This is a genomic window from Kitasatospora sp. NPDC059646 (genome assembly GCF_042734615.1).
In the GTDB taxonomy this organism is placed as follows: Bacteria; Actinomycetota; Actinomycetes; order Streptomycetales; family Streptomycetaceae; genus Kitasatospora.
Genome location: NZ_JBHWDS010000060.1, coordinates 1 through 25,202, shown reverse-complemented (window position 1 = coordinate 25,202; position 25,202 = coordinate 1). Strand labels below are relative to the sequence as shown.

The window sequence follows — 25,202 nt, the reverse complement described above, 5'->3', positions numbered from 1 at the left end:
GCGACCGGCCCGGCGATCCGCACCTTTTGCATGGAGGACGTGACGTGGCGAACGACGCCAGCACCGTTTTCGACGTAGTCATTCTCGGAGGCGGAAGCGGCGGCTACGCCGCGGCCCTCCGCGCCGCGCAGCTTGGGCTGAGCGTCGCGCTGATCGAGAAGGGTGAGCTGGGCGGCACCTGCCTGCACCGCGGCTGCATCCCGACCAAGGCGCTGCTGCACGCCGCCGAGGTCGCCGACGAGACCCGCGAAGCCGCCGAGTTCGGCGTCCTGGCCAGCTTCCAGGGCATCGACATCAAGGGCGTCCACAAGTACAAGGACGACGTCGTCTCGGGCCTGTACAAGGGCCTGCAGGGCCTGGTCGCCTCGCGCAAGGTCACCTTCATCCAGGGCGAGGGCCGGCTGTCCTCGCAGACCTCGGTGGACGTCAACGGCCAGCGCGTCGAGGGCCGCCACATCGTCCTCGCCACCGGCTCCGTCCCGCGCTCGATCCCGGGCCTGGAGATCGACGGCAACCGGATCATCTCCTCCGACCACGCGCTGAAGCTCGACTACATCCCGAAGTCGGCGATCATCCTCGGCGGCGGCGTCATCGGCTGCGAGTTCGCCTCGGTCTGGAAGTCCTTCGGCGTCGACGTCACCATCGTCGAGGGCCTGCCGCACCTGGTGCCGCTGGAGGACGAGAACTCCTCCAAGCTGCTGGAGCGCGCCTTCCGCAAGCGCGGCATCAAGTTCGAGCTGAAGTCCCGCTTCTCCGGCGTGGAGTACACCGAGAACGGTGTCCGGGTCTCCACCGAGAACGGCAAGTCCATCGAGGCCGACGTGCTGCTCGTCGCCATCGGCCGCGGCCCGGTCTCGGCCGGCCTGGGCTACGAGGAGCAGGGCGTCGCGATGGACCGCGGCTACGTCCTGGTCGACGAGTACCTGCGCACCAACGTGCCGACCATCTCCGCCGTCGGCGACCTGGTTCCGACCCTGCAGCTGGCCCACGTCGGCTTCGCCGAGGGCATGCTGGTGGCCGAGCGGCTGGCCGGCCTGAAGGTCGTCCCGATCGACTACGACGGCATCCCGCGGGTGACGTACTCCAACCCGGAGGTCGCCTCCGTCGGCCTGACCGAGGCCAAGGCCGTCGAGCAGTACGGCAAGGAGAAGGTCGTCACCCTCAAGTACAACCTGGCCGGCAACGGCAAGAGCAAGATCCTCAAGACCGCCGGCGAGATCAAGCTGGTGCAGGTCAAGGACGGCGCCGTCGTGGGTGTCCACATGGTCGGCGCCCGCATGGGCGAGCAGGTCGGCGAGGCCCAGCTGATCTACAACTGGGAGGCCCTGCCCGCCGAGGTCGCGCAGCTGATCCACGCGCACCCGAGCCAGTCCGAGGCCCTCGGCGAGGCCCACCTCGCGCTGGCCGGCAAGCCGCTGCACGCGCACGACTGATCGCGCCCCCGTCCCCCTTCATTCCTGAACGCAAGACTTGATAGGAGTCGCTGGAACCATGGCGGTCTCAGTAACACTGCCCGCGCTGGGCGAGAGCGTGACCGAAGGCACCGTCACCCGCTGGCTGAAGGCCGAGGGTGAGCGCGTGGAGATGGACGAGCCGCTGCTCGAGGTCTCCACCGACAAGGTCGACACCGAGATCCCGGCGCCGGCCTCCGGCATCCTGGCCTCGATCAAGGTCGGCGAGGACGAGACCGTCGAGGTGGGCGCCGAGCTGGCGATCATCGACGACGGCTCCGGCGCTCCGGCCGCCGCCCCGGCGCCCGCCGCCGAGGCCGCTCCGGCCCCGGCCGCCGAGGCCCCGGCCGAGGCTCCGGCCGCGCCGGTGGCCGAGGCGCCCGCCGCCGAGGCCCCGGCTGCCGCTCCGGCCGCCGCCGCCCCGTCCGCCGACGCCACCCCGGTGCTGCTGCCGGCGCTGGGCGAGTCGGTCACCGAGGGCACCGTCACCCGCTGGCTGAAGGCCGAGGGCGACACCGTCGAGGTCGACGAGCCGCTGCTCGAGGTCTCCACCGACAAGGTCGACACCGAGATCCCCTCCCCCGTGGCGGGCACCCTGGTGAAGATCCTGGTCGGCGAGGACGAGACCGCCGAGGTCGGTGCCCAGCTCGCGCTGATCGGCGCCGCGGGTGCGGCCGCCGCCGCTCCGGCCCCGGCTGCCGCCCCGGCCCCGGCTGCCGCTCCGGCTGCCCCGGCGCCCGCCGCCGCTCCGGCTCCGGCCGCTGCCCCGGCGCCCGCGCCGGCCGCTCCCGCCGCCCCGGCCGCTCCGGCCGCCGCTGCCCCGGCTCCGGCTCCGGCCGCTCCGGCTGCCGCTCCGGCTCCGGTCACCGCCGCTCCGGCCGCCGCCGCCCCGGCCGCGGACGCCGGTGACGCCTACGTCACCCCGCTGGTGCGTAAGCTCGCCGCCGAGCACGGTGTCGCGCTGTCCTCCGTCGCCGGCACCGGCGTCGGCGGGCGCATCCGCAAGCAGGACGTGATCGCCGCCGCCGAGGCCGCGAAGGCCGCGCCGGCTCCGGCCGCCGCCGCCCCCGCTGCCGCCGCCCCGGCGAAGGCCGCCGCCGCTCCGTCCGAGCTGCGCGGCCAGACCGTCAAGATGACCCGCATGCGCAAGGTCATCGGCGACAACATGATGAAGGCCCTGCACGAGCAGGCGCAGCTGACCAGCGTGGTCGAGGTGGACGTCACCAAGATCATGTCGCTGCGCGCGAAGGCGAAGGACTCCTTCCTGGCCCGCGAGGGCGTGAAGCTGTCCCCGATGCCGTTCTTCGTGAAGGCCGCGGCCCAGGCGCTGAAGGCCCACGCGGTCATCAACGCCCGGATCAACGAGGACGAGGGCACCATCACCTACTTCGACACCGAGAACATCGGTATCGCGGTGGACTCCGAGAAGGGTCTGATGACCCCGGTCATCAAGGGTGCGGGCGACCTGAACATCGCCGGAATCTCGAAGAAGACCGCGGAGCTGGCCTCGAAGGTCCGCGGCAACAAGATCACCCCGGACGAGCTGTCCGGTGCGACCTTCACCATCTCCAACACCGGTTCGCGCGGTGCGCTGTTCGACACCGTCATCGTCCCGCCGAACCAGGTCGCGATCCTGGGCATCGGCGCGACCGTGAAGCGCCCCGTGGTGATCGAGGCCGACGGCGGCACCGCCATCGGCATCCGCGACATGACCTACCTGTCGCTCTCCTACGACCACCGCCTGGTGGACGGCGCGGACGCCGCCCGCTACCTGGTCGCGGTCAAGGAGATCCTGGAGGCCGGCGAGTTCGAGGTCGAGCTCGGCCTGTAAGGCGCCCCGGTTCCGCCCGCGAGCCCCGCACCGTCCCCGGACGGCGCGGGGCTCGCGCGTGTCCGGGCACTTGTCGCGCTGTGCCGTCGGCGGTGCGATCGGGTGCGGTCGCGGTGCGGATTGTGGATGCTGGAGCGGTGATGGACGAGACGGCATTCTGGCAGCTGATCGACGACTCCCGGGACGCGGCCGGGGGTGATCCGGACGAGCAGGCGCAGGCGTTGGTGGAACGGCTGATGGGGCTGGCCCCCGACGACGTGCTGGACTTCGCCCGGCAGTTCGAGGCGCGGTTCCAGCGGGCGTACACGGTGGAGCTGTGGGGCGCCGCGTACCTGCTGCTCGGCGGGGCCTCCGAGGACAGCTTCGACTACTTCCGCTGCTGGCTGATCGGCCAGGGCCGGGAGGTCTTCGAGGGCGGGGTGCACGACCCCGACGAACTCGCCGAACTGCTCCCGGACTTCGACGAGGAGGAGGACGGCGACGCCGAGGAGCTCGGGTACGCCGCCGACGAGGCGTACGAGCGGCTGACCGGGCTGCCGCTGCCGGACCTGGGGGTGCGTCAGCCGCCGGTGCCGCAGGGCGCCCCGTTCGACTTCGCGGACAAGGCGGTGATGGCGGCCCGCTACCCCCGGCTGTGGGAGTTGTACGGGGACTGACGGGCCCGGTCGGCGCGGGGCCGGCTCCTGGCGGGTCGTCAGGCGGCCTTGCGGATGCCGTGCACGATCCGGTCGAGCACCGCGGGCTGCGGGGCCTTGGGGTCGTCGTCCACGCCGCCGTGCAGGACGACGTACCCGCCGCCGCTCGCCGGGACGGCCGCCACCACGACGTAGCCGGCCGGGCCGTCGGCCTGCGGGTGGACGTACCAGCGGATCGCCCAGCCGGAGGCGCCCGCCACGTCGAGGGTGCCGGAGCTCTGCTCCTGGTGGTCCTTCAGGTCGCCGAAGATGCTGGGGGCGTAGGCGGCGATCTCGTGCTCGGCGGCGGTCCGCGCGTCCGGGGCGTCGACCGGCTCGGCGGCGATCGCGAACTGGCCGCGCACGCACAGCGAGCTGGACTGGCTGCACGCGTACTGGCCGGAGATCTCCAGCACGGACGCCTGGTCGGTGGCGGGTTCGGCGGTCCAGCCGTCGGGCAGCGGCACGCCCCAGCCGTGCGTCGGGTCGGCGATGGTCAGCGACGGGTCGGTGCTGTCCTGGGGCGACGGGGAGGCACTGCGGGACGGCGGCGGGCCGGCCGTGGCGATGGTGAGCGAGGGCGACGGGTCGGGCTTCTTCGCGGCCTCGGGCTGCAGCGCCCACACGGCGACGGCGACCGCGCCGATCACCACCGCGACCACGGCGCCGGTCGCGCCGAGCACCAGGCCGCGGCCGCCGCTGTTCGGCGGGGGCGCGGGGGCGGTGCTCCAGGCGTCGGCGGTGGTGGCGGGGCCGGTGGTCCAGGACTGGGTGACGGCGTCGTTCAGCCGGTTCGCCGGGCGGTGGGAGTCCGTCCAGGCGGCGCCGTCCCACCAGCGTTCCTGTCCGGTGCCGGGGACGGGGTACCAGCCGGGCGGCGTCGGATTGCTCACGCCGGTACCGTACCGCCCCGCCGCTGCGCCCGGGAGCGCCGGGGCGGTCACGAATCAGGCGGCGGCACAGGGCAGTTGACGGGCCGCCCGGACGACCGGTCAGTCCAGGGCGCGGCCCATCCAGACGTCGTCGACGTAGCGGTCCTCCAGCAGGAAGTGGCCGGGCAGGACGCCGAGCACCTGGAACCCGTTGCGCTCGTACAGGCGCCGGGCGGGCGCGTTGTGGCCGAGCACCCGCAGCGTCAGGCGGCGGGCGCCGGCCGCGCGGGCGGCGTCGCAGGCGGCGGCGAGCAGGGCGTCGCCGATGCCCCGGCCGCGGGCCCGCGGGAGCAGCGCCAGGCCCTGGATCTGCCGGACGTGGGCGTTGGACTCCAGGGGGATCTCCTGGACCTGGCGGATGTAGCCGACCACCTCGCCGTCGAGCTCGGCGACCAGGTACTGGTCGGGCCGGTGCCGGGGGTCGAAGACGGGCGCATCGGCCGCGCCCCTGGGGGCGACTTCGCTCAGCGGCGACCAGACGGCGTGGTCGATGGCGCGGATCGCCTGCTCGTCCCGCTCCTGCGCGGGTCGGATGATCGGATCGGTCGATGGCATGGCGGCCATGGTAGGTGGTCCACGTCCGACCGTGCCGGGAATTGTCTGCGCGACGGGGGGCAGGCGGGGAGCGAGGGCCGGGGCCGTCGGTGCAGGCCCGGGCGGCGCGGGCGGACGGGCGGCGCCGGGCCGATCCGGGCCCGCACGCGGTGCGGGAGCGGGACGGCGGCGGCTGCCCGGCCGAGGCCGCGTCAACTCGGGGCGCCCGCACCCGGCCTGCGGGTCGCAGCCGTCCCGGGGGTGGTGAGGACTGGAAGGATGGGCGGCATGCGTATCGCGGTGACAGGTTCCACGGGGTTGATCGGGTCCGCGCTGGTGGACTCCTTGGTCGGGGACGGGCACGAGGTGCTGCGGCTGGTGCGGCGGCGGTCGCGCACCGGGCCGCAGGCGGACGGGACGGTCGGGGTGGGGTGGAACCCTCTGCTGATGCAGATCGACGGCGCCGCGCTGGAGGGGGTGGACGCGGTGGTCCACCTGGCCGGGGCGGGTGTCGGCGACCGGCGCTGGTCGGACGCCTACCGGCGGGAGATCCGGGACAGCCGGGTGCTCGGCACCGAGACGCTGGCGGCCGCGCTGGCCCGGCTGAAGACGCCGCCGGAGGTGCTGGTCAGCGCGTCCGCGGTCGGCTGGTACGGGCAGACCGGCGACCAGGTGATCGACGAGCAGTCGCCCAGCGGCAGCGACTTCCTGTCCACGGTGTGCCAGGAGTGGGAGGACGCCGCGCGGCCCGCCGCGGACGCCGGCATCCGGGTGGTGCACCCGCGCACCGGGCTGGTGCTCGATCCGAAGGGCGGCGCGGGGGCCCGGCTGCTGCCGCTGTTCCGGCTCGGGCTGGGCGGCCGGCTCGGCAGCGGCCGCCAGTACTGGAGCCTGATCTCGCTGGCCGACGAGGTCGCCGCGCTCCGCTTCCTGATCGGGCGCCGGGAGCTGAGCGGCCCTGTCAACCTGACCGGGCCGGAGCCCGTCAGCAACGCCGAGCTGACCGCCGAGCTGTCCGAACAGCTGGGCCGGCCCGCGGTGTTCGCGGTGCCGGAGTGGGCGCTGCGCGCGGTGCTCGGGGAGATGGCCGTCGAGGTGGTGGGCAGTCACCGGGTGGTGCCGAAGGCCCTGGTGGAGGCGGGGTTCGAGTTCGAGCACCCGGATCTGCCGTCGATCGTGTCGGCGGCGTTGGGACGGCGTTCGTCCTGACGCTCCGCGGTCGTCTCCTGACGCGACATCAGGGGGGCGCACGGGTGCATGGGGACGGCGCGTGGGGTGTGAACGGTGACGGTGCGCGCCCGTTCCCGTTCCGCGCGCCGGATTTGACGCACGGTGGGTGACCGAACCGAACCGGCGTGTCCCCGCTTCCGGTCCGGCCGGCCGATTGAGTGTCCGGCGGCGGTCTGGGTAGCCGGGTGACTGGGCATCACACCGACGGACCATTGTCGTCCTGTCCCCCGCGGCCCGCCCCGGCACCCACCCGCACGCTCGCGGGCACCGCCGCGCGCGGCGGCCGCGGAGGGCTCCGCCAGGGAGGGAGCACCCATTCGTGCCCGCACATGACTTCATCAGCCGCGTCCACGCCGCCGACCCCGACGCGATCGTGGTCGGCGCAGGCGTCGCAGGGCTGACCGCCGCCGCCGCACTGGCCGCCCGGGGTCTCAACGTCCAGGTCCTGGAGGCCACCGAGCGGGTCGGCGGGCGCACCGCCACCCGGGAACTCGACGGCTTCCGCCTCGACCTCGGCGGTCACCTGCTCAACACCGCCCACCCCGAACTCGCCCGCCGCCTCGACCTGGAGCGGCTGGAGCTGCGCCCGCTCGCCCCCGGCGTCCTGGTGCACAGCAGCGGCCGCACCTACCGGGCCGGCGACCCGCAGCTCACCCCCGCCCGGCAGGCCGCCACCCGCAGCCCGCTCGGCACCCCGCTGGACCGGGCCCGGCTGGCCTCCGCGCTGTCCCGGCTCGCCGCCACCCCCACCGCCAAGCTGGTCGCCCGTCAGGAGACCACCGCGGCGCGGGCGCTGGCCGATCGCGGCCTGCCCGGCCGCACCGTGGACGGCTTCCTGCGTCCGCTGCTCGCCGCGCTGCTGTCCGATCCGGCGCTCGGCACCTCCAGCCGGGTCGCCGACCTGGTGCTGCGGGCCTACGCCCGGGGCCGGCTGTGCCTCCCGGCGGCGGGGATCGGCGCCGTTCCCGCCCAGCTGGCGGCCGGACTGCCGGAGGGGACGGTGCGGTTCGGCGTGGAGGTCACCTCGGTCGGCACGGACGGCGTGGAGACCGCCGCGCACGGCCGGATCCGGGCCCGCGCGGTGGTGGTCGCCACCGACGCGGCGACCGCCGGCGCGCTGCTCCCGGGGCTGCGGCAGCCCGGCTTCCACCCCGTCACCACCTACTACCACGCGGCCAACCGCTCCCCGCTGGGCGAGCCGATGCTGCTGCTGGACGCCGAGCGCACCGCCGTCTCGCACTCGCTGGTGCTCAGCGACGCCGACCCGTCCTACGCCGCCGACGGCCGGGCGCTGATCGCCACCACCGTGCTCGGCCGCCGCGCCTTCGACTCCGGCGGCCCGGCCGGCGACGAGCCCGCGGTGCGGCGGCGGCTGGCCGACCTGTACGGCGTCTCCACCGCCGCCTGGGAGTTCCTGACGGTCCGCCACGTCCCGGACGCGGTGGTCTCGATGCCCCCGCCGCACCACTTCCGCCGCTCCGTCCGCCTGCTGGCCGGCCTGTACGTCTGCGGCGACCACCGGGACACCGGCACCTTCAACGGCGCCCTCGCCTCGGGCCGGCGGGCCGCGGACGCGGTGCTGCGCGACCTGGGGGTGCAGACCGGGGCGGAGACCGTCGAGGCGGCGGCGTAGCGGCCGGGGCCCGGGGAACGGCGGCCGCTCCCCGGGCCCCCTCCGGCTCAGATCACGCCCGCCTGCCGGGTCGCCTCCTCGAAGGCGCGGGCCGCCGGCGTCGTGCGGTAGGGGGCCAGGCGGCGGTGGAAGTCGCGGAGGTACTCGACGGTGCGGGCGGAGCGCATCTCGCCGGCGGCGCGGAGCGAGTCGGTGGCCATCGAGCAGGACTCGTCGACGTCGCCCATGCCGAGCCGGGCCGAGGCGAGCACCAGGCGGCACAGGATCCGGCTGCGGGCGTAGGCGGGGGCGCGCAGCCGCAGCGACTTCTCGGCGTGCTGGGCGGCCGGGCGCCACTGCTGCAGGTCGCGGTAGCAGTGGGCGAACTCGTCGGCGAGCTGGGCGTCGTCGAAGTAGCGGGCCCAGGACGGGACTTCGTCGCCGCTGCGAGCGGTGGCCAGGGCCCGTTCGCAGCGCACCAGGGCGGTGGTGCAGGCCCGCACGTCGCCGGCCAGGGCGTGGCCGCGGGCCTCGGCGGCGTGCATCAGCGCCTGGACGACCGGCGCGGCGGTGGTGCCGACGCCCTGCTGGGCGACCCGGGCCAGCTGGATGGCCTCCCGGGCGTGCCCGAGGTGGACGGCCTGCTGGCTCATCGTGGTGAGCACGAAGCCGCCGAGGATCCGGTCGCCGGCCGCCTGGGACAGCCGCAGCGCCTGGACGAAGTAGCGCTGGGCCAGGCCGTGCGCGGCGATGTCGAAGGACGTCCAGCCGGCCAGCCTGGTCAGGTCGGCGACGGCGCCGAACAGGGCGCGGCCGATCTGTTCGCCGTAGCGGCCGCGGAGCATCGGTTCGGCCTCGCTCTCCAGGTAGCGGACCAGCGCCTGCCGGGCGTGGCCGCCGCCGTAGGCGTGGTCGAGGGCGCGGAACAGGTCGCCGACGGCGCGGATCGCGGCGATGTCGCCGCGGCCGACCCGGACCGGGGGCCGGCTCTCCCGGGGGTCCGCGGCGGCGGGTTCGGGGGCGCCGCCGGCCGGGCGGCGCGGGGCCTGCTGGGGGACCCGGGCGGCGCCGCTCTGCGGGGGTGTGCGCAGCTCCTCGGGGGTGAGGGTGGTGCCGTCGCGGGCGACGCGTTCGTCGGTGCGGCCGATCAGCCAGTCGCGGCTGGGGACGACCAGGCCGGCGGGGGTGAAGGCGATCTTGCGGAGTTCGGCGTAGGGGCCGTTGTCCTTGCGCCACATGGAGGCGACGATGTCGACGGCCTCCTGCGGGGTCTCGGCGAACTCCAGCCCGGCGTAGACCGGGGCGCAGGCGTCCAGGCCGACGTCCTGGGCGGTGAGCCGGCGGCCGAGGCGGCGGGTGAACACCTCCGCGATCAGGGCCGGGGTGGCGCCGCGCGGCTGCTGGCCGCGCAGCCAGCGGGTCACCGAGGTCTTGTCGTAGCGCAGGTCGAGGCCGTGTTCCAGGCCGAGTTGGTCGACCCGCCGGGCGAGGCCGGCGTGCGAGAAGCCGGACTCCTCGATGAGCGCCGCGAGTTGCGGGTTCTGGGCGCGCCCGGCGGACGGGACGTCGGCCGGCTCGGCGGCGCGCGGAGGGGTCTCGGCCGCTCCGGTCGGGCGCGGGTCGAGCGGGTCGAGCGGTCGGTACGCCGGGCTGTCGATTACGGGCCGTTGGGGCATAGCAGTCCACACCTCTCAGGCGCCGTTCCGGCCCCTCCTGCCCGGGACAGCGCCCCCTGATCGGGAATCGGCGCGAATGTAGCGAGCATTGGGGCGCTATGGGTGGATTCGGCCCGCCCATCCTCCGAACGGGTGAAGCAGCCCCGCCCGTTGTGAGGAAGCACGGGCGCCGCGTGTTTGAGTTCGGGGGCCGCTGCCCGCGTTCCGGGCGCATGGCGGTCGGCACCATGAAGAGCGGGGATGCTGTGGTGTCCGCCCACATCGTTGCGGGGGCCGCGGATTCCTACCGTTCTCGGCCATGGACACCACTTCTGACCCGCTCCCCCGGCCCCCGCTGCACGGCCGCACCGCGCTGGTGACCGGCGCCGCCTCCGGCATCGGCAGGGCCTGCGCGGAGGCGTTCGCCGCGGCCGGCGCTCGCGTGTACGTCGTCGACCTGGCCGCCGCGCCCGCCGAGGAGCTGGCGGAGCGGATCGGCGGGGTCGCGCACGTCGCCGACCTGTCCGACCCGGACGCGGTGGACGCGCTGCCCGCCGACGCGGACATCGTGGTCAACAACGCCGGCCTGCAGCACGTCGCGCCGGTGCACGAGTTCCCGATGGAGCGGTTCACGCTGATCCAGCGGGTCATGGTGGAGGCCCCGTTCCGGATCCTGCGCCGCACCCTGCCGCACATGTACGAGCGCGAGTGGGGCCGGGTGGTCAACGTCTCCTCGGTGCACGGCCTGCGGGCCAGCGCCTTCAAGTCGGCGTACGTGACGGCCAAGCACGCCCTGGAGGGCCTGAGCAAGACCGTCGCCCTGGAGGGCGCCCCGTACGGGGTGACCAGCAACTGCATCAACCCGGCGTACGTGCGCACCGCGCTGGTGGAGAAGCAGATCGCCGCGCAGGCGCTGGCGCACGGCATCCACGAGGACGAGGTGGTGGAGCAGATCATGCTCGACCGCACCGCCGTGAAGCGGCTGATCGAACCGGACGAGGTGGCGCAGCTGGCGGTGTGGCTGTGCACGCCGAGCGCCTCCTACATCACCGGCGCGAGCCTGCCGGTGGACGGCGGCTGGACCGCGCACTGAGTCCGGCCGCAGCGGGCCGATAGGGTCCTGACCTTCCCTCACCCCCCACTTCCGCAAAGGGAATCCCTGATGGCTGCCTCTCCCGACGTCGCGAGAACCGCCTCCCTGCCCAGGGTGGTCGCCGCCTCGCTGATCGGCACCACCATCGAGTGGTACGACTACTTCTTGTACGGATCGGCCGCGGCGCTGGTCTTCGGGCACGTGTTCTTCCCGAAGTCGGATCCGCTGACGGGCACCCTGCTGTCCTTCCTCACCTACGCGATCGGGTTCGCCGCCCGGCCGCTGGGCGCGCTGGTGTTCGGGCACTTCGGCGACCGGATCGGCCGCAAGAAGCTGCTGGTGCTGTCGCTGCTGCTGATGGGCGGGGCGACCACCCTGATCGGCTGCCTGCCGACGTACAACCAGGTCGGCGTGGCGGCGCCGGTCATGCTGACGGCGCTCCGGCTGGTGCAGGGGTTCGCGCTGGGCGGCGAGTGGGGCGGCGCGGTGCTGCTGGTCTCCGAGCACGGCGACCGGCGGCGGCGCGGCTTCTGGGCGTCCTGGCCGCAGGGCGGCGCGCCGGCCGGCAACCTGCTGGCGGCCGGTGTGCTGTCGCTGATGACGGCCGTGCAGTCGGACGCGGCGTTCCTGGCCTGGGGCTGGCGGGTGCCGTTCCTGCTGTCCGCGGTGCTGGTGATGGTGGGCCTGTGGATCCGGCTGGCGGTGGACGAGTCGCCGCTGTTCAAGGCGGCGCTGGCGGCGGCCGAGCAGCGGACGGAGCGCCAGAAGCCGCCGCTGGTGGCGGTGCTGCGCGACCACTGGCGGGACGTGCTGGTGGCGATGGGCGCCCGCATGGCGGAGAACATCTCGTACTACGTGATGACCACCTTCGTGCTGGCGTACGCCGTCGGCCAGGCCCACCTGCCCAAGCAGACCGCGCTGAACGCCGTGCTGATCGGCTCGGCGATCCAGTTCGCGCTGATCCCGCTGTTCGGGGCGCTCTCCGACCGGGTCGGCCGCAAGCCGGTGTACCTGGTCGGCGCGGTCGGCGTCGGCATCTGGTCGTTCGTGTTCTTCGGCATGGTCGACACCGAGGACTTCACCGCCCTGGTCACCGCCGTCACCGTCGGCCTGGTCTTCCACAGCATGATGTACGCCCCGCAGGCCGCGTTCTTCTCCGAGCTGTTCGCCACCCGCACCCGCTACTCCGGGGCCTCCATCGGCGCCCAGTTCTCCTCCGTCGCGGCCGGCGCCCCCGCCCCGCTGATCGCCACCGCGCTGCTCAAGGACTACGGCAGCGCCACCCCGATCGCCGTGTACGTGGCGATCGCCGCCGCCATCACCGTCCTGGCCGTCCTGTGCGGCCGGGAGACCCGCGGCGCCGACCTCGCCGAGGCGGACGGCGCTCGGGTGGACTCGGTGAAGGCCGATACGACGGTCTGACCACTTCCGACAAAATCAGGGCCGCGTCCCCGGGCACCCGCCCGGCGGCGCGGCCCCGGCCCGTTCCTGCGACGGGCCGCGGGCGAACGGGGCCACGGGGGGGCACGAGTGACAGGGAAGACCGAATGGACCGCCACACCACCGCCGCACCGGCGCTGCGCAGACTCCTCGACCTGCTGGCGACCGGCGCCGCCACCGAGGACTTCGCCGAAGTCCTCGCCGACGCCCGCCGGCAGGGCGCACCCGCCCAGGTCCTGACCGAGATCGACGACGCCACCTGGCAGGCCCTGCGCGTGCACCGGACGATGCGTCAGCACCGCCGCCGCGAAGCCGAACTGACCGCGCTGTTCGACACCGCCGGCGACCTCGCCGCCTCCCGCGACCTCGACGCCGTGCTGCAGGCCATCGTCCGCCGCGCCCGGATGCTGCTCGGCACCGACACCGCGTACCTCACCCTCCCCGACGAGCAGGCCGGCGACACCTACATGCGGGTCACCGACGGCTCCGTGTCGCCGCTCTTCCAGACCCTCCGGCTCAGCCTCGGCGACGGCCTCGGCGGCCTGGTCGCCCAGACCGCCCGCCCCTACGCCTCCCACGACTACCGGGTCGACGAACGCTTCCGGCACACCGGCCAGATCGACGCCGGCGTGCTCGACGAGGGCCTGGTCGCCATCATCGGCGTCCCGCTGCTGCTCGGCGGCACCGTGATCGGCGTACTGTTCGCCGCCGACCGCACCCCGCGCGCCTTCTCCCCCGACGAGGTCGCCCTGCTCTGCACCCTCGCCGCACACGCCGCCATCGCCCTGGACACCGCCAAGTCGCTCGCCGACACCCGCGCCGCGCTCGCCGAGCTCGCCACCGCCAACGCCGTCATCCGCGCCCACGCGGGCTCCGTCCAGCGCGCCGAGCAGGCCCACGACCGGCTCACCGACCTCGTCCTGCGCGGCGCGGAGGTCTCCGACGTGGCCGCGGAGGTCGCCGCGCTGCTCGACGGCCAGGCCTCCGTCCACGACGCCGAGGGCACCCCGCTCACCGGCCCCGGCGGCGCCCCCGACGGCCTGGCGGACGCCGTCGCCTCCTCCCGCACCGAGGGCCACGCGGTCCGGCACGGCGCGGACTGGGTGTGCGCGGTCCTGGCCGGACAGGAACTCCTCGGCTCCCTGGTGCTGCACGGCAGACCCGAGCTGGACGACGCCGACCGGCGGGTGTTCGAACGCGCCAGCGTGGTCACCGCGCTGCTGCTCCTGCTGCGGCGCTCGGTCGCCGAGACCGAGAACCGGGTCCGCGGCGAACTCCTCGCCGACCTGCTCACCGCCCCCGACCGCGACCCCTCCGGCCTCACCGCCCGCGGCCGCCGCCTCGGCGTCGACCTCGGCCGCCCCCATCTCGTGCTGGTCGCCGTCGCCGCCGAGAGCTCCGCCCGGGAACGGCTGGCCGGCGCCGCCGCCCGCTACCTGTTCGGCTCCCGCGGCATCAGCGCCGAGTTCGGCGACGGCGTGGTGCTGCTGGTCCCGCACGACGGCGCCGGCGACGGCGCGGTCGCCGCGACCGCCGCGGAGCGCCTCGCCCGGCTGGTCGGGTCACCGGTCACCGTCGGCACCGGACGCGCCGCGAGCGGGCCCGTCGCGCTGGCCGCGGCCTACGCGGAGGGCGTGCGCTGCGTCCGGGCGCTGTGCGTCCTCGGCCGCGAGGGCGACGGCGCGTGCGCGGCCGACCTCGGCTTCCTCGGCGTCCTGCTCGGCGACGGCCACGACGTCGAGGGCTTCGTCCGCGCCACCCTCGGACCGCTCCTCGACTACGACGCCAAGCGCGGCACCGAACTCGTCCGCACCCTGCGCGCCTACTTCGACTGCGGCGGCAGCCTGACCCGCGCCAAGGACCTGCTGCACGTCCACGTGAACACGGTGGTCCAGCGGCTCGACCGGGTCGAGGTGCTGCTCGGCCGCGACTGGAACCAGCCGGAGCGGGCACTGGAGCTGCAACTCGCCCTGCGGCTCCAGCTGTTGGCGGGTGACTGAGGGCGCTCCCCCGGCTGTGCGCCCCGCTGGGCGTACAGTGGCGAGGTTGGGCTGATCCGGCCGACCGGGAGTGGTGTGGTGAGCGAGAACGTGCGGTTCGTGCGGATGGGGATAGGCGAGCGGACCGTCCCCTACCAGGAGGCGTGGGCGGAGCAGCAGCGGCTGCACGCGCTGCGGGTGGCGGACGAGATCCCGGACACGGTGCTGCTGCTGGAGCACGACCCGGTCTACACGATGGGCAAGCGCACCAACCCGGAGGACCTGCCGCTGGACGGGACGCCGGTGGTGGAGGTCAACCGCGGCGGCGAGATCACCTGGCACGGCCCCGGCCAGCTGGTGGGGTACCCGATCGTGAAGCTGCCGGACCCGATCGACGTGGTGGCGTACGTGCGCCGGCTGGAGGAGGCGCTGATCCGGGCCTGCACCGAGTTCGGGGTGGAGACCACCCGGGTCGAGGGCCGCAGCGGCGTGTGGAAGCTGGGCGCGGAGATCCCCGGCGCGGTGGTGGACCCGTCGCAGGTGGTGGAGATCGGCAAGCTGACGCTGCGGATGGGCCTGCCGCTGGGCATCGACCCGCGGCTCGCGGGCCCCGAGTACGCCCCGTCCAACGCCGGCCAGCGCGGCGACGACCGCAAGCTCGCGGCGATCGGCGTGCGGGTGGCCCGCGGCGTGACCATGCACGGCTTCGCGCTGAACTGCGACCCGGACATGACCTACTTCGACAAGATCGTCCCGTGCGGCATCCGGGACGCCGGGGTGGCCTCGCTGAGCGGCGAGCTGGCCCGCCCGTTCCCGGTCGCGGACGCGGTGGCGACGGTGGAGCGGAAGCTGGCCGAGGTGTTCGCCGAACTGCCCGAGCCCGCCGTCGCGGTCTGACGCCACCGGCCCGCCGGGGCCCGGAATCGCTGCGCCGCGCCCGGCGTTGCCTTCCGAACGAAGGCCCGGGGCCCCGAGCAGGCCATCGAAGCAACGGCGTACCCTGTGGAGTACCCCGTCTAGTTCTAGGAGTCGCACGTGTCCGCTGTCGCACCCGACGGCAGGAAGCTTCTCCGCCTGGAGGTCCGCAACAGCGAGACCCCCATCGAGCGGAAGCCCGAGTGGATCAAGACCAGGGCGAAGATGGGGCCGGAGTACAACGCCCTGCACTCCCTGGTGAAGAAGGAGGGGCTGCACACGGTCTGCCAGGAGGCGGGCTGCCCCAACATCTTCGAGTGCTGGGAAGACCGCGAGGCGACCTTCCTGATCGGCGGCGACCAGTGCACCCGCCGCTGCGACTTCTGCCAGATCGACACCGGCAAGCCCGCCGAGTTCGACCGGGACGAGCCGCGCCGGGTCGCCGAGTCCATCGTCACGATGGACCTGAACTACGCCACCATCACCGGCGTCGCCCGCGACGACCTGGAGGACGGCGGCGCGTGGCTGTACGCGGAGACGGTCCGCCAGGTGCACGCGATGACGGCCGCCCGCGAGGCCGGCCGGACCGGCGTCGAACTGCTGATCCCGGACTTCAACGCGGTGCCGGAGCAGCTCGCCGAGGTCTTCTCGTCCCGCCCCGAGGTGCTCGCGCACAACGTGGAGACGGTGCCGCGGATCTTCAAGCGGATCCGTCCGGCGTTCCGGTACGAGCGTTCGCTGGACGTGATCACCCAGGCCCGGGCGGCCGGGCTGGTCACCAAGTCGAACCTGATCCTGGGCATGGGCGAGACCCGCGAGGAGATCAGCGAGGCGCTGGCCGACCTGGTCGACGCCGGCTGCGAGCTGATCACCATCACCCAGTACCTGCGGCCCTCGCTGCGCCACCACCCGGTGGAGCGCTGGGTGAAGCCGCAGGAGTTCGTCGAGCTCCAGGAGGAGGCCGAGGAGCTGGGCTTCGCCGGTGTGATGTCCGGCCCGCTGGTGCGTTCCTCGTACCGGGCCGGCCGGCTGTACCGGCAGGCGCTGGAGCGCCGCGAGCAGGCGGCCGTCTGAGCGCCTGGTGCGCCGTGCGCGGAGGGCGGGCCCGTTCGGGTCCGCCCTCCGGCGCGTCCGGGGCCGTCCGGGCTAACCGCCGACGTTTCACGTGGCATTGACGGCCGGGTCACCGTACGGTAACGGGCGTCCGGGACGCTGGAGCGGTACCCGGGTCGAGGAGTTGGTGACGTCATGCGTACCGGACTCAGGACCGCCCTGCGGCGGGCCGAACAGGTGTTGCTGATCCGCGGCGCGCGCCGCAACGCGTGGGCGGCGGTGTGCGAGAACCGGCGGCTGGCGGACGAGCGCGAGCGCCCCGTGCGGGTGCCGGAGCGCAGCGCCTGAGACACGGTCGGTGTCCGGGCCGGGATCAGGGGAAGTCCAGGGTCACGGAACCGGCACCGCCTTGGAAGATCGCCACCCCCGGCACGTACCATGAGCGGTATGGCGAGGCAAAAATCCGATACTCCTGGGCGGCTCGCACAGATCCGCCAGGCATATGTCATGACCAAGCAGGTCGACTCCAAGATCGGCCTGATCATCGCCGGCGTCGGCCTGCTGACCTTCGGCGTGTTCCTCGCCATCGGCTTCGCCCTGGACCACCCGGTCTACCTGGGCATTCTCGGTTTCGTGGTGGCAGTGCTGGCGGTCGCGATCGTGTTCGGCCGGCGTGCCGAGCGCGCCGCGTTCGGGCAGATGGAGGGCCAGCCGGGCGCGGTCGCCGCGGTGCTGGGCAACATCCGCCGCGGTTGGAGCGCCAACCAGACCCCGGTCGCGGTCACCCGCAGCCAGGACGCGGTCTACCGCGCGGTCGGCCGGGCCGGCATCGCGCTGATCGGCGAGGGCAACCCGAACCGGGTGCGTCCGCTGCTGGCGTCCGAGAAGAAGAAGATGTCCCGCGTCGTCGGCGACATCCCGGTGCACGACATCATGGTCGGCAACGGCGAGGGCGAGATCCCGCTGAAGAAGCTGCAGATCCACCTGATGCGACTGCCGCGGGCCATCACCGCCGCCCAGGTCACCGAGACCAACGACCGGCTGCGGGCGCTCGGCGACCTGCTGTCGAAGGCGCCGATCCCCAAGGGCCCGATGCCGAAGGGCGCCCGGATGCCCAAGGGCGGCGCGCGCTAGGCGCCCACTCCCCCGTAGGACACCACGGCCCCGCTCGCGAGACTCCTCTCCGCGAGCGGGGCCGTTCGACGTTCCGGAGGCGTTCCCGGGCGTGCTGTCGGCGGGTGTGCCGTCGGGTCAGATCCGGACCTCGACGGTGCCGACGGCCTTGTCGTGCAGGCCGCGGGTGTCGCGGTCCCAGACGGCGGCCGGGATGACCAGGCACAGCAGCAGGGTGCGCAGCAGCACCTGCGGGATGGTGGCGCGGCGGCCGTCGAGCCGGACCACCCGCAGGCCGAACAGGCGCTTGCCGATGGTGGTGCCGGTGGTGGCCAGGAACAGCACCGTGACCGCGTAGAAGAGCGGGGTGGTCCACAGGTTGGCCGCGCCCTGGTCGCCCTGCGAGATCAGGCCGTAGGCGACCAGGCTGACCAGCCAGCCGTCCACGAACAGGGCGCCGATCCGGCGGCCGGGGCCGGCGATCGAGCCGGGGCCGGTGGGCGGCAGGCCGAGGCGCTCGCCGCGGTGGCCGAAGTCGGCGCCCATCTTCTCGGCGGCCGCCTTCGGGCCGTCGATCCACGATCCGAGTGCTTCTCTGGTGTCCACGGATCCACCCTAACCGGGCTTACCGCCGCGGCCGGTGCCGGGCCCGCGGTGGGGCGCGCCCGGCCGGAATCCCGTCGGGGTGAACCGGGGTTCGGCCGACTGCCAGGAGTGGTCTGAACCATTCCGGGTACACGTCGTCTGCGGGGCCGTCGATTTGCCCCGGACCGCCCCCCTTTGCCACCCGTCGGAGCGGCCTGGTTAACATGTCGGAAACAGCCGAGTCACGATCAGGAAACGGGCCGTTCCTATCGTGAGCCCCCTGCACGGGGGCTCCCGTCGTCCCTGACGGAGGCTCAGACCGCACGCCGAGGAGGAGTACGGATGTTCACCAACGCCGACGAGGTGAAGCAGTACATCGCGGACAACGACATCAAGTTCGTCGACGTCCGGTTCTGCGACCTGCCGGGCGTGCTGCAGCACTTCGCGGTTCCGGCGGACACCTTCGACCCGGACGAGACGCTGATGTTCGACGGTTCCTCGATCCGCGGCTTCCAGGCCATCCACGAGTCCGACATGGCGCTCGTCCCGGACCTCGCCACCGCCCGGCTGGACCCGTTCCGCGGCGAGAAGCACCTCAACATCAACTTCTTCATCCAGGACCCGATCACCGGCGAGGCCTACAGCCGCGACCCGCGCAACGTGGCCCGCAAGGCCGAGGCGTACCTCGCCTCCTCCGGCATCGCCGACACCGCCTACTTCGGGCCCGAGGCCGAGTTCTACGTCTTCGACTCGGTGCGCTTCGAGACCAGCGCCAACGCGTCCTACTACCACATCGACTCGGTGGCGGGCGCCTGGAACACCGGCTCCGCCGAGGGCGACGTGCGCGGCTACAAGGTCAAGTACAAGGGCGGCTACTTCCCCGTCCCGCCGGTCGACCACTTCGCCGACCTGCGCGCCGAGATGTCCCTCGAACTCGGCCGCGCCGGGCTGACCGTGGAGCGCCAGCACCACGAGGTCGGCACCGCCGGGCAGGCCGAGATCAACTACCGGTTCAACACCCTGCTGCACGCCGCGGACGACCTGATGCTGTTCAAGTACATCATCAAGAACGTCGCCTGGCGGGCCGGCAAGACCGCCACCTTCATGCCCAAGCCGATCTTCGGCGACAATGGCTCCGGCATGCACGTCCACCAGTCGCTGTGGACCGGCGGCAACCCGCTGTTCTACGACGAGCAGGGCTACGCGGGCCTGTCCGACACCGCCCGCTACTACATCGGCGGCATCCTCAAGCACGCCCCGTCGCTGCTCGCCTTCACCAACCCGTCGGTGAACTCCTACCACCGCCTGGTGCCCGGCTTCGAGGCCCCCGTCAACCTGGTCTACTCGCAGCGCAACCGCTCCGCGGCGATCCGCATCCCGATCACCGGCTCAAACGCCAAGGCCAAGCGCATCGAGTTCCGCGCCCCCGACCCGGCCTCCAACCCCTACCTGGCCTTCTCCGCCATGCTGATGGCCGGCCTCGACGGCATCAAGAACAAGATCGAGCCGGCCGAGCCCGTCGACAAGGACCTCTACGAACTCGCCCCCGACGAGCACGCCGCCGTCCCCCAGGTCCCCGCCTCGCTCGGCGCCGTCCTCGACGCCCTCGAAGCCGACCACGAGTACCTGCTGGCCGGCGGCGTCTTCACCACCGACCTGATCGAGACCTGGATCGACTACAAGCGCACCCAGGAGATCGCCCCGATCGCCCTCCGCCCGCACCCGCACGAGTTCGAGCTGTACTACGACCTGTAAGAGGCACTCACGGGGCCGCGTTCCGCGTGCCCGGCGGTGACCGGCCGTGCGGTGCCGGGTGGGGGGGCCGGCACCGCAGCAGGGTGGGGGCGGTCAGCAGGTGAGGAGGGGGGCGGCCCAGTCGGCGTGGTCGCTGTTGTTGCCGTCGCCGCCGTCGGTGACGACGAGGTGGAGTTCGTAGGCGCCGGTGAGGTCGGCGGTGAGGTGCTTGGCGCCGGCGGCGGCGTTCAGCACGCCGCTGTCGGCGGCCTTGGTGCCGTCCTTCCAGATCTGGAAGGCGACGGTGCCGCGGCCCATGGCCTCGGCGTCGACGCCGACGTCGGTGGTCAGCGAGGTGCAGGTGCCGCCGAGGTAGTAGACGATCTCGCTGGGCGCGTTGGTGCCCAGGCCCTTGGCGTAGGTCGCCCCGTTGATGGTGATGGTGTGTCCGTCGCCGGACTGGTTGTCGCCGTTGCTGGTGTCCTTCTCGACCTGGCCCCAGCCGTTGCTGGCGGAGGTCCAGGTGAGGTCGGAGAGCTGGTGGGCGCCGGCGGCGGGGCCGTTGCCGCAGGCGACCTTGGCGTCGGCCCAGTCGGCGTGGTCCCAGCTGGTGCCGTCGCCGGCGTCGGTGACCACGAGCCGCAGCGTGGTGGCGCCGGTGAGGTCGACGGTGAGTTTCTTGGCCGCGTCCTTGCCGGTGAGCCTCCCGCTGTCGGCGGCGAGGGATCCGTCCTTGTAGATCCGGAACACGGCTGAGCCGTTGCCGGACGTCTCGTCGTCGATGCCGACGGCGGTCACCAGGTTCTTGCAGGTGCCGCCGAGGTGGAAGGTGAGGTCGCTCGGGGCGTTGGTGCCGATGCCCTTGCCGTACGTGGTGCCGCGGACGGCCAGGGTGTGGCCGTCGCCGGCGGCCCAGTCGCCGTTGCTGCGGTCGCGTTCGGCCGGGCCCCACCCGTTGACCTGGGCGAGGAACGGCAGGTCGCTCAGGTAGCTCATGCCGGTGGGCGGCGGGACGGGCGTGCTCGGGGTGATCCGGAACATCGCGGTGCCGTGGCCGGGGACGGTGGCGCTGATCGTCCCGGTGCTGGTGGTGGTCTTCTTCGACCACAGGTCCTTGACCGTGTACGAGGGCGCGCCGCCGATGCCGACGGCCTGCACGGTGGTGGTGAGGGTGGCGTCGTAGGAGCCCTCGTTGGTGAGGGTGACCGCGCGGCCGCCGTCGGCCAGCGGCTTCGACATGACGACCAGGCCGTGGTCGTTGGAGACCACCGAGCCCTGCTTGCCCAGCGGGTCCTGGTCGATCGCGATGACGTCGGCGTTGGTGAGGATGTCGAGCGTCTCCTGCTGGGCGGTGCGCAGGTCGGCGCCGATCAGCAGGGGTGCGGCCATTTCGGCCCAGAGGCTGAAGTGGGTGCGGTACTCGGTGCCCGTCATGCCGCCGTTGCCGACCTCCAGCATGTCCGGGTCGTTGAAGGCGCCGGGCTTGGCGTAGGCGGAGAGTCCCTGGTTGGCGTGCGCGATGGAGATCATGCTCTGCCAGGTGTCGCTGATGTCGCCGGTGGTGCGCCAGGAGTTGCCGACCGGCGGCGCCCAGTTCCACGGGCCGGTGGAGCCCCATTCGCAGATGCTGTAGAGGATCGGCCGGCCGGTCTTCTTCAGCGCGTCGCCCATCGCCTTGTAGCGGGTCTGCGCGTCGACGCCCATGTTGTTGCAGTTGTCGTACTTGAGGTAGTCGACGCCCCAGGAGGCCCACAGGTCGGCGTCCTGCTGTTCGTGGCCGAGGCCGCCGGGGAAGCCCTTGACGTCGCAGGTGTGGATGCCGGCGCTGGAGTAGAGGCCGAACTTCAGGCCCTTGGCGTGGACGTAGTCCGCGAGTGCCTTGATGCCGTGCGGGAACCGGACCGGGTCGGGCACCAGGTTGCCGGACAGGTCCCGGGTGGGCAGCGCCCAGCAGTCGTCGAGGTTGACGTACTGGTAGCCGGCCGCTTTGAGGCCCTTGCTGACGAACAGGTCGGCCATGCCCTTGACCAGGTCCTCGTTGAACTGGGACCCGCACCAGGTGGTGTTCCAGTTGTTGAAGCCCATCTGGGGGGTCAGGTTGAGGCCGTTGTCGAGCGCCAGCGCCGGTGGGGCGGTGGCGAGCTGGGTGCCGACGGCGAGCGCGCCGCCACCGGCCAGCAGGGTGAGTGAGGTCAGGGCGCCGCCGATGCGGCGGGACAGCTTTGCGCGTAAGGACTGCAAGGTTCCTCCCGGGAACGGGACGTGCGGCGGTCGACCGCACGGACGGTGGAGCGGGACGGAGCCGTCGCGCGGTCCGCCGACGGCGTGGCGCGGACGGCGCGGCGCGGGGCTCCTCGGCGGAGGGTGCGGGGCGCGGCCCCGCACCCTCCGGGCTCGGTGGGTCCACGGTCTCAGGACATCAGGCTCCAGGACTGGCCGGCGGCCGATCCGTCGGGCCGGTCGAGGACGACGGCGGACGTGGGCGTGGACTGCGGGGCGTCCAGGGCGAGGCCGGTGGCGACGTTGGTGATGGTCAGCGCACCGGTGGCGGTGTTCTGGACGACGCGCCACTTCTGGTGGGGGCTGTTGGGGTCGTAGCTGTTGAGGACCCAGGCCGGGCCGCCGGGCGCGGCCGGTCCGGTGAGGGTGCCGTGGACCTGGGTGTCGGTGAAGCAGTCGTCGGTGATGTGCACCGTGCCGTCGGGGTTGGGGTCGAAGCGCCACCGCTCCGAGGTGTGCCAGTCCCACCAGGTGTTGATGTCGGTGGTCGAGCCGTCGGGGGCGCTGCACGTGCCCCGGACCTCCAGGACCTGGCCGCCGGTGCCGCCGGCGCTGATGCCGTGGTGGCGGCCGTCGCCGATCACCGCCGCGGGGACGGTCGCGGGCAGGGCCTTGAGCCGGTACATGGCCACGCCGTGCGGGGCGAGCGCGGCGCCGAGCGTGCCGGTGATGTCGCCGGTGGCTCCGGTCCACAGCTCCTTGGAGGAGTAGCCGGGGCCGGCCAGTCCGAGTGCGCCCAGGGTGGTGGAGACGGTCCGGGCGGAGTTCGGGTCCTGGTTGACCAGCAGGACGGCGGTGTCGCCGTTCGCCAGCTGCCGCTTGAGGACGATCGGGGCGGTGGGGCCGTCCGGGGGGCTGCCGACCAGGGTGGCGGGCTTGCCGAGGCTGTCCTGGTCGACGGCGATGACGTCGGCGTTCTTGTAGACGGCGAGGGCGGAGTCGCTGATGCCCGTGGACCAGGTGTAGCCGTCGGAGCTGTGCTGGGAGTCGGCGGCGCTGCGCAGGTCGGCGCCGGAGATCAGCGGGGAGGCCGTCATGGCGAGGATCGACATCTCGCTGCGCGATTCGGTGTCGCTCATCGGCTTGTGGCAGGTGCAGGTGTCGGTGGTGCCGTAGATGCCGTACGGGTCGAGCCAGCCGGCGAACATCATGTCCAGGTCGTTCCAGCTGCCCGGCCGGACGTTGCCCGGGTACTCCAGCGCGGTCCGCAGCTGGCCGTTGAAGAGCACGCCTTCGAGGTCCGGGCCGCGGTCGCCGCCGATCCGGCAGAGGTTCGCGACCTGGCCGCACCAGATGCCGGTCGGTGCGTAGCCGGGGGCCTGCCGGGCGGGGGTGCCGGCCGCCGTGATCACCGGGTCGGTGCGGGCGGGGTCGTCGCCGGCCAGCAGGTACGGGAGGCCGGTGTGCACGGGCTGGGCGGACACGCTCAGGACGACGCGGGGTCGGCCCTGGGCCGCGGAGGCGGCGTCCAGGGCGCGCTGGAAGTCCTGGGTGCGGGCGTAGATGGAGCGGGTGAGTTCCCGGCCCTCGCCCTGGGTTCCGTAGTCGTACCCGTCCGGGCCGGCGATCGGCGGGCCGTAGGGGCAGTCGTCGTACTTGACGAAGTCGACGCCCCAGGCGACGAAGTCGGCGGCGTCGGTCGACTCGTGCCCGAGGCTGCCCGGGTGCCCCTGGCAGGTGGTGTAGGTGTCGGTGGCGTAGAGGCCGAGCTTCATGCCCTTGGTGTGGGCGTACCACGACAGGTACTGGATGCCGTTGAGGGTCCGCCCGTCGACGGTGCGGGCCGGAAAGCGGTTCGGGTCCGGTGTCAGGTGTCCCGTCGTCAGGTCGAACCCGGTGCCGTCGGTGCCGCTGGTGGGGTTGCGGTCGGCGTCGTACAGCTGCATCGCGCCGTAGGGGGTCTTGGCGAAGTCGGTGGTCTGGCCGTCGCGGTGGGAGAGCGACCAGCCGTCGTCGATGGTGACGGTGTCGTAGCCGGCCGCCACCAGGCCCTTGGACGACATGAAGTCGATGGTCTGGACGACCTGTTGCTGGGTCACCGCGGTGCCCAGGGTGTTCCAGGAGTTCCACCCCATCGGCGGGGTGAGGGCGCGGCCGTTGTCGAGGGCCGCGGCGGGGGCGGAGGCGGCGGCGACGGCCGTGAGGCCGGATGCCGCGAGGGACAGCGCCGCGAGGGCGTGCAGCAGGGCGCGTAGCGCGGGTGGACGCATGGGGGCGCTCCAGGTGAGCGTGTGAGGGAGTGTCGCATGACGCTTGGTTCTGTTGAATCCATCTCCAGAGAGCGACGGCTGGAGGAACTTCAAACAGAAAGCAACGCATGGTAGCCAGACCGGAAAGCGGCACTCAAGACCCCGAACACGCCTTCCTCGCAACGGTTCAAGCCGAACTTGCGCCCCAAGCGGGCCCCGCTGCACACCCTCTTGACATGTCAGTGCAATGGCACTGTGATGTGTGACGTCGCGTTCGAGCATGTTGGTTTCTGTGGTTTGACGGGCCACCGAGCCTGCGCGGCGGAACCAGGAGCCCTTCCCCCTCACCCCGATTCCCCACCCGCGCCCGAGCCGCCCGACGGCCCGGCGCAAAGGAGCCTCCCCTCATGTTCCGTGTCACCGATCGCCGTACCGCCGCAGGGCTCCTGCTGACCCTGGGCCTGACCGCCACCGCCTGTTCCACCGGCCAGGAGTCCGTCTCCGGCACCCCCGCGGTCGCCCCGGTCGACGGGAGGATCTCGATCACCTACCTGCAGAAGCAGGGCGACCAGGAGTACTTCGTCGGCGAGGCGGCCGGCGCGAAGAACAAGGCCGCCGAGCTGGGCATCGACCTGAAGGTGGTCAACCTCGGCAACGACGCCAACAAGACCGTCAGCGAGGTGCAGTCCGCGATCGCCCGGAAGACCAACGGCGTCATCGTGGTGGTGCCCGACCCGGCGGTGGGCCCGCAGGTCGTGCAGACCGCGCGGGACGCGAAGATCGCCCTGCTCACCTCGGACGACCAGGTCTGCTCCACCGGACCGGACCCCGCGAAGTGCGCCAAGTCCGACCTGGTGCCGCGGATCGGCTTCTCCGGCGCGCAGATGGGCGGCGAGGTCGGC

General features: G+C 73.1%; 20 protein-coding genes. 14 read left to right on the top strand and 6 right to left on the bottom strand.

Translation table 11 applies throughout. From position 1 onward, the window contains the following. Positions 1-26: 26 nt before the first annotated feature. The 3 genes from lpdA to ACFV1L_RS31060 all read left to right on the top strand — a co-directional run bounded on the left by lpdA (position 27) and on the right by ACFV1L_RS31060 (position 3,938). A complete protein-coding gene (lpdA, locus tag ACFV1L_RS31070) occupies positions 27-1,433 on the top strand; it encodes a dihydrolipoyl dehydrogenase (RefSeq protein ID WP_380372193.1) in 1,407 nt (468 codons plus the stop codon). Positions 1,434-1,491: 58 nt separating this feature from the next. Next, on the top strand, positions 1,492-3,282 hold the full coding sequence (sucB, locus tag ACFV1L_RS31065; protein ID WP_380372190.1) for a 2-oxoglutarate dehydrogenase, E2 component, dihydrolipoamide succinyltransferase: 1,791 nt from the start codon (positions 1,492-1,494) through the stop codon (positions 3,280-3,282). A 140-nt stretch (positions 3,283-3,422) separates the two neighbouring features. Next, the gene (locus tag ACFV1L_RS31060; RefSeq protein ID WP_380372189.1) at positions 3,423-3,938 is read left to right on the top strand and encodes a DUF4240 domain-containing protein; all 516 of its coding nucleotides are present in this window, start codon (positions 3,423-3,425) and stop codon (positions 3,936-3,938) included. Between the two features lie 38 nt (positions 3,939-3,976). Here ACFV1L_RS31060 and ACFV1L_RS31055 read toward each other — a convergent pair whose 3' ends face one another. Both ACFV1L_RS31055 and ACFV1L_RS31050 read right to left on the bottom strand, forming a co-directional pair. After that, positions 3,977-4,849 carry a DUF2510 domain-containing protein gene (locus ACFV1L_RS31055; protein ID WP_380372186.1) on the bottom strand — a complete coding sequence of 291 codons (873 nt, stop codon included), beginning with the start codon at positions 4,847-4,849 and terminating at the stop codon, positions 3,977-3,979. Between the two features lie 99 nt (positions 4,850-4,948). Next, positions 4,949-5,452, bottom strand: a complete 504-nt coding sequence (locus tag ACFV1L_RS31050) for a GNAT family N-acetyltransferase (RefSeq protein ID WP_380372183.1) — start codon at positions 5,450-5,452, stop codon at positions 4,949-4,951. Positions 5,453-5,701: 249 nt separating this feature from the next. On the opposite strand from ACFV1L_RS31050, the gene ACFV1L_RS31045 reads away from it, so the two are divergent. Continuing rightward, the gene (locus ACFV1L_RS31045) at positions 5,702-6,631 is read left to right on the top strand and encodes a TIGR01777 family oxidoreductase (protein WP_380372181.1); all 930 of its coding nucleotides are present in this window, start codon (positions 5,702-5,704) and stop codon (positions 6,629-6,631) included. Between the two features lie 340 nt (positions 6,632-6,971). Then, positions 6,972-8,285 carry an NAD(P)/FAD-dependent oxidoreductase gene (locus ACFV1L_RS31040; protein ID WP_380372179.1) on the top strand — a complete coding sequence of 438 codons (1,314 nt, stop codon included), beginning with the start codon at positions 6,972-6,974 and terminating at the stop codon, positions 8,283-8,285. Positions 8,286-8,332: 47 nt separating this feature from the next. Here ACFV1L_RS31040 and ACFV1L_RS31035 read toward each other — a convergent pair whose 3' ends face one another. Continuing rightward, a complete protein-coding gene (locus tag ACFV1L_RS31035) occupies positions 8,333-9,940 on the bottom strand; it encodes a regulator (RefSeq protein ID WP_380372176.1) in 1,608 nt (535 codons plus the stop codon). 298 nt (positions 9,941-10,238) lie between these two features. Between ACFV1L_RS31035 and ACFV1L_RS31030 the strand changes: the two genes are divergently transcribed. The 7 genes from ACFV1L_RS31030 to ACFV1L_RS31000 all read left to right on the top strand — a co-directional run bounded on the left by ACFV1L_RS31030 (position 10,239) and on the right by ACFV1L_RS31000 (position 17,533). Then, on the top strand, positions 10,239-11,012 hold the full coding sequence (locus ACFV1L_RS31030; RefSeq protein ID WP_380372173.1) for a 3-hydroxybutyrate dehydrogenase: 774 nt from the start codon (positions 10,239-10,241) through the stop codon (positions 11,010-11,012). 69 nt (positions 11,013-11,081) lie between these two features. Further along, positions 11,082-12,434, top strand: a complete 1,353-nt coding sequence (locus ACFV1L_RS31025) for an MFS transporter (protein ID WP_380372170.1) — start codon at positions 11,082-11,084, stop codon at positions 12,432-12,434. 125 nt (positions 12,435-12,559) lie between these two features. Further along, positions 12,560-14,452, top strand: coding sequence for a helix-turn-helix domain-containing protein (locus ACFV1L_RS31020; RefSeq protein WP_380372168.1), 1,893 nt, complete (start codon positions 12,560-12,562; stop codon positions 14,450-14,452). Between the two features lie 105 nt (positions 14,453-14,557). Continuing rightward, positions 14,558-15,328, top strand: coding sequence for a lipoyl(octanoyl) transferase LipB (lipB, locus tag ACFV1L_RS31015; RefSeq protein ID WP_380372243.1), 771 nt, complete (start codon positions 14,558-14,560; stop codon positions 15,326-15,328). Between the two features lie 138 nt (positions 15,329-15,466). Beyond that, the gene (gene lipA, locus ACFV1L_RS31010; RefSeq protein ID WP_380372166.1) at positions 15,467-16,420 is read left to right on the top strand and encodes a lipoyl synthase; all 954 of its coding nucleotides are present in this window, start codon (positions 15,467-15,469) and stop codon (positions 16,418-16,420) included. Positions 16,421-16,594: 174 nt separating this feature from the next. Continuing rightward, positions 16,595-16,747: a hypothetical protein gene (locus ACFV1L_RS31005; protein ID WP_167574028.1), complete on the top strand. Its 153-nt coding sequence runs from the start codon at positions 16,595-16,597 to the stop codon at positions 16,745-16,747. Positions 16,748-16,846: 99 nt separating this feature from the next. After that, positions 16,847-17,533, top strand: coding sequence for a DUF4191 domain-containing protein (locus ACFV1L_RS31000; protein WP_035861895.1), 687 nt, complete (start codon positions 16,847-16,849; stop codon positions 17,531-17,533). 117 nt (positions 17,534-17,650) lie between these two features. Here ACFV1L_RS31000 and ACFV1L_RS30995 read toward each other — a convergent pair whose 3' ends face one another. Further along, positions 17,651-18,118 carry an RDD family protein gene (locus ACFV1L_RS30995; protein ID WP_380372162.1) on the bottom strand — a complete coding sequence of 156 codons (468 nt, stop codon included), beginning with the start codon at positions 18,116-18,118 and terminating at the stop codon, positions 17,651-17,653. Between the two features lie 321 nt (positions 18,119-18,439). Between ACFV1L_RS30995 and glnA the strand changes: the two genes are divergently transcribed. Beyond that, complete coding sequence (gene glnA, locus ACFV1L_RS30990) at positions 18,440-19,852, top strand: type I glutamate--ammonia ligase (RefSeq protein WP_380372160.1); 1,413 nt, start codon at positions 18,440-18,442, stop codon at positions 19,850-19,852. Positions 19,853-19,945: 93 nt separating this feature from the next. Here the strand turns inward: glnA and ACFV1L_RS30985 are convergent, their stop codons facing one another. Next, a complete protein-coding gene (locus ACFV1L_RS30985; protein WP_380372157.1) occupies positions 19,946-22,072 on the bottom strand; it encodes an NPCBM/NEW2 domain-containing protein in 2,127 nt (708 codons plus the stop codon). A 170-nt stretch (positions 22,073-22,242) separates the two neighbouring features. Continuing rightward, positions 22,243-24,321 (bottom strand): alpha-galactosidase, encoded by a 2,079-nt coding sequence (locus ACFV1L_RS30980; RefSeq protein ID WP_380372154.1) that lies wholly within the window; start codon positions 24,319-24,321, stop codon positions 22,243-22,245. A gap of 386 nt (positions 24,322-24,707) precedes the next feature. Here ACFV1L_RS30980 and ACFV1L_RS30975 point away from each other — a divergent pair. Further along, positions 24,708-25,202, top strand: a 495-nt coding sequence (locus tag ACFV1L_RS30975) for a substrate-binding domain-containing protein (protein WP_380372152.1), incomplete at its 3' end; no start/stop codon positions are given.

Coding starts and splice junctions, on each gene's coding strand:
- sucB (WP_380372190.1), top strand. CDS start 1,492: ATGGCGGTCTCAGTAACACTGCCCGCGCTGGGCGAGAGCGTGACCGAA.
- ACFV1L_RS31060 (WP_380372189.1), top strand. CDS start 3,423: ATGGACGAGACGGCATTCTGGCAGCTGATCGACGACTCCCGGGACGCG.
- ACFV1L_RS31050 (WP_380372183.1), bottom strand. CDS start 5,452: ATGGCCGCCATGCCATCGACCGATCCGATCATCCGACCCGCGCAGGAG.
- ACFV1L_RS31045 (WP_380372181.1), top strand. CDS start 5,702: ATGGGCGGCATGCGTATCGCGGTGACAGGTTCCACGGGGTTGATCGGG.
- ACFV1L_RS31035 (WP_380372176.1), bottom strand. CDS start 9,940: ATGCCCCAACGGCCCGTAATCGACAGCCCGGCGTACCGACCGCTCGAC.
- ACFV1L_RS31030 (WP_380372173.1), top strand. CDS start 10,239: ATGGACACCACTTCTGACCCGCTCCCCCGGCCCCCGCTGCACGGCCGC.
- ACFV1L_RS31025 (WP_380372170.1), top strand. CDS start 11,082: ATGGCTGCCTCTCCCGACGTCGCGAGAACCGCCTCCCTGCCCAGGGTG.
- ACFV1L_RS31020 (WP_380372168.1), top strand. CDS start 12,560: ATGGACCGCCACACCACCGCCGCACCGGCGCTGCGCAGACTCCTCGAC.
- lipB (WP_380372243.1), top strand. CDS start 14,558: ATGGGGATAGGCGAGCGGACCGTCCCCTACCAGGAGGCGTGGGCGGAG.
- ACFV1L_RS31005 (WP_167574028.1), top strand. CDS start 16,595: ATGCGTACCGGACTCAGGACCGCCCTGCGGCGGGCCGAACAGGTGTTG.
- ACFV1L_RS31000 (WP_035861895.1), top strand. CDS start 16,847: ATGGCGAGGCAAAAATCCGATACTCCTGGGCGGCTCGCACAGATCCGC.
- glnA (WP_380372160.1), top strand. CDS start 18,440: ATGTTCACCAACGCCGACGAGGTGAAGCAGTACATCGCGGACAACGAC.
- ACFV1L_RS30980 (WP_380372154.1), bottom strand. CDS start 24,321: ATGCGTCCACCCGCGCTACGCGCCCTGCTGCACGCCCTCGCGGCGCTG.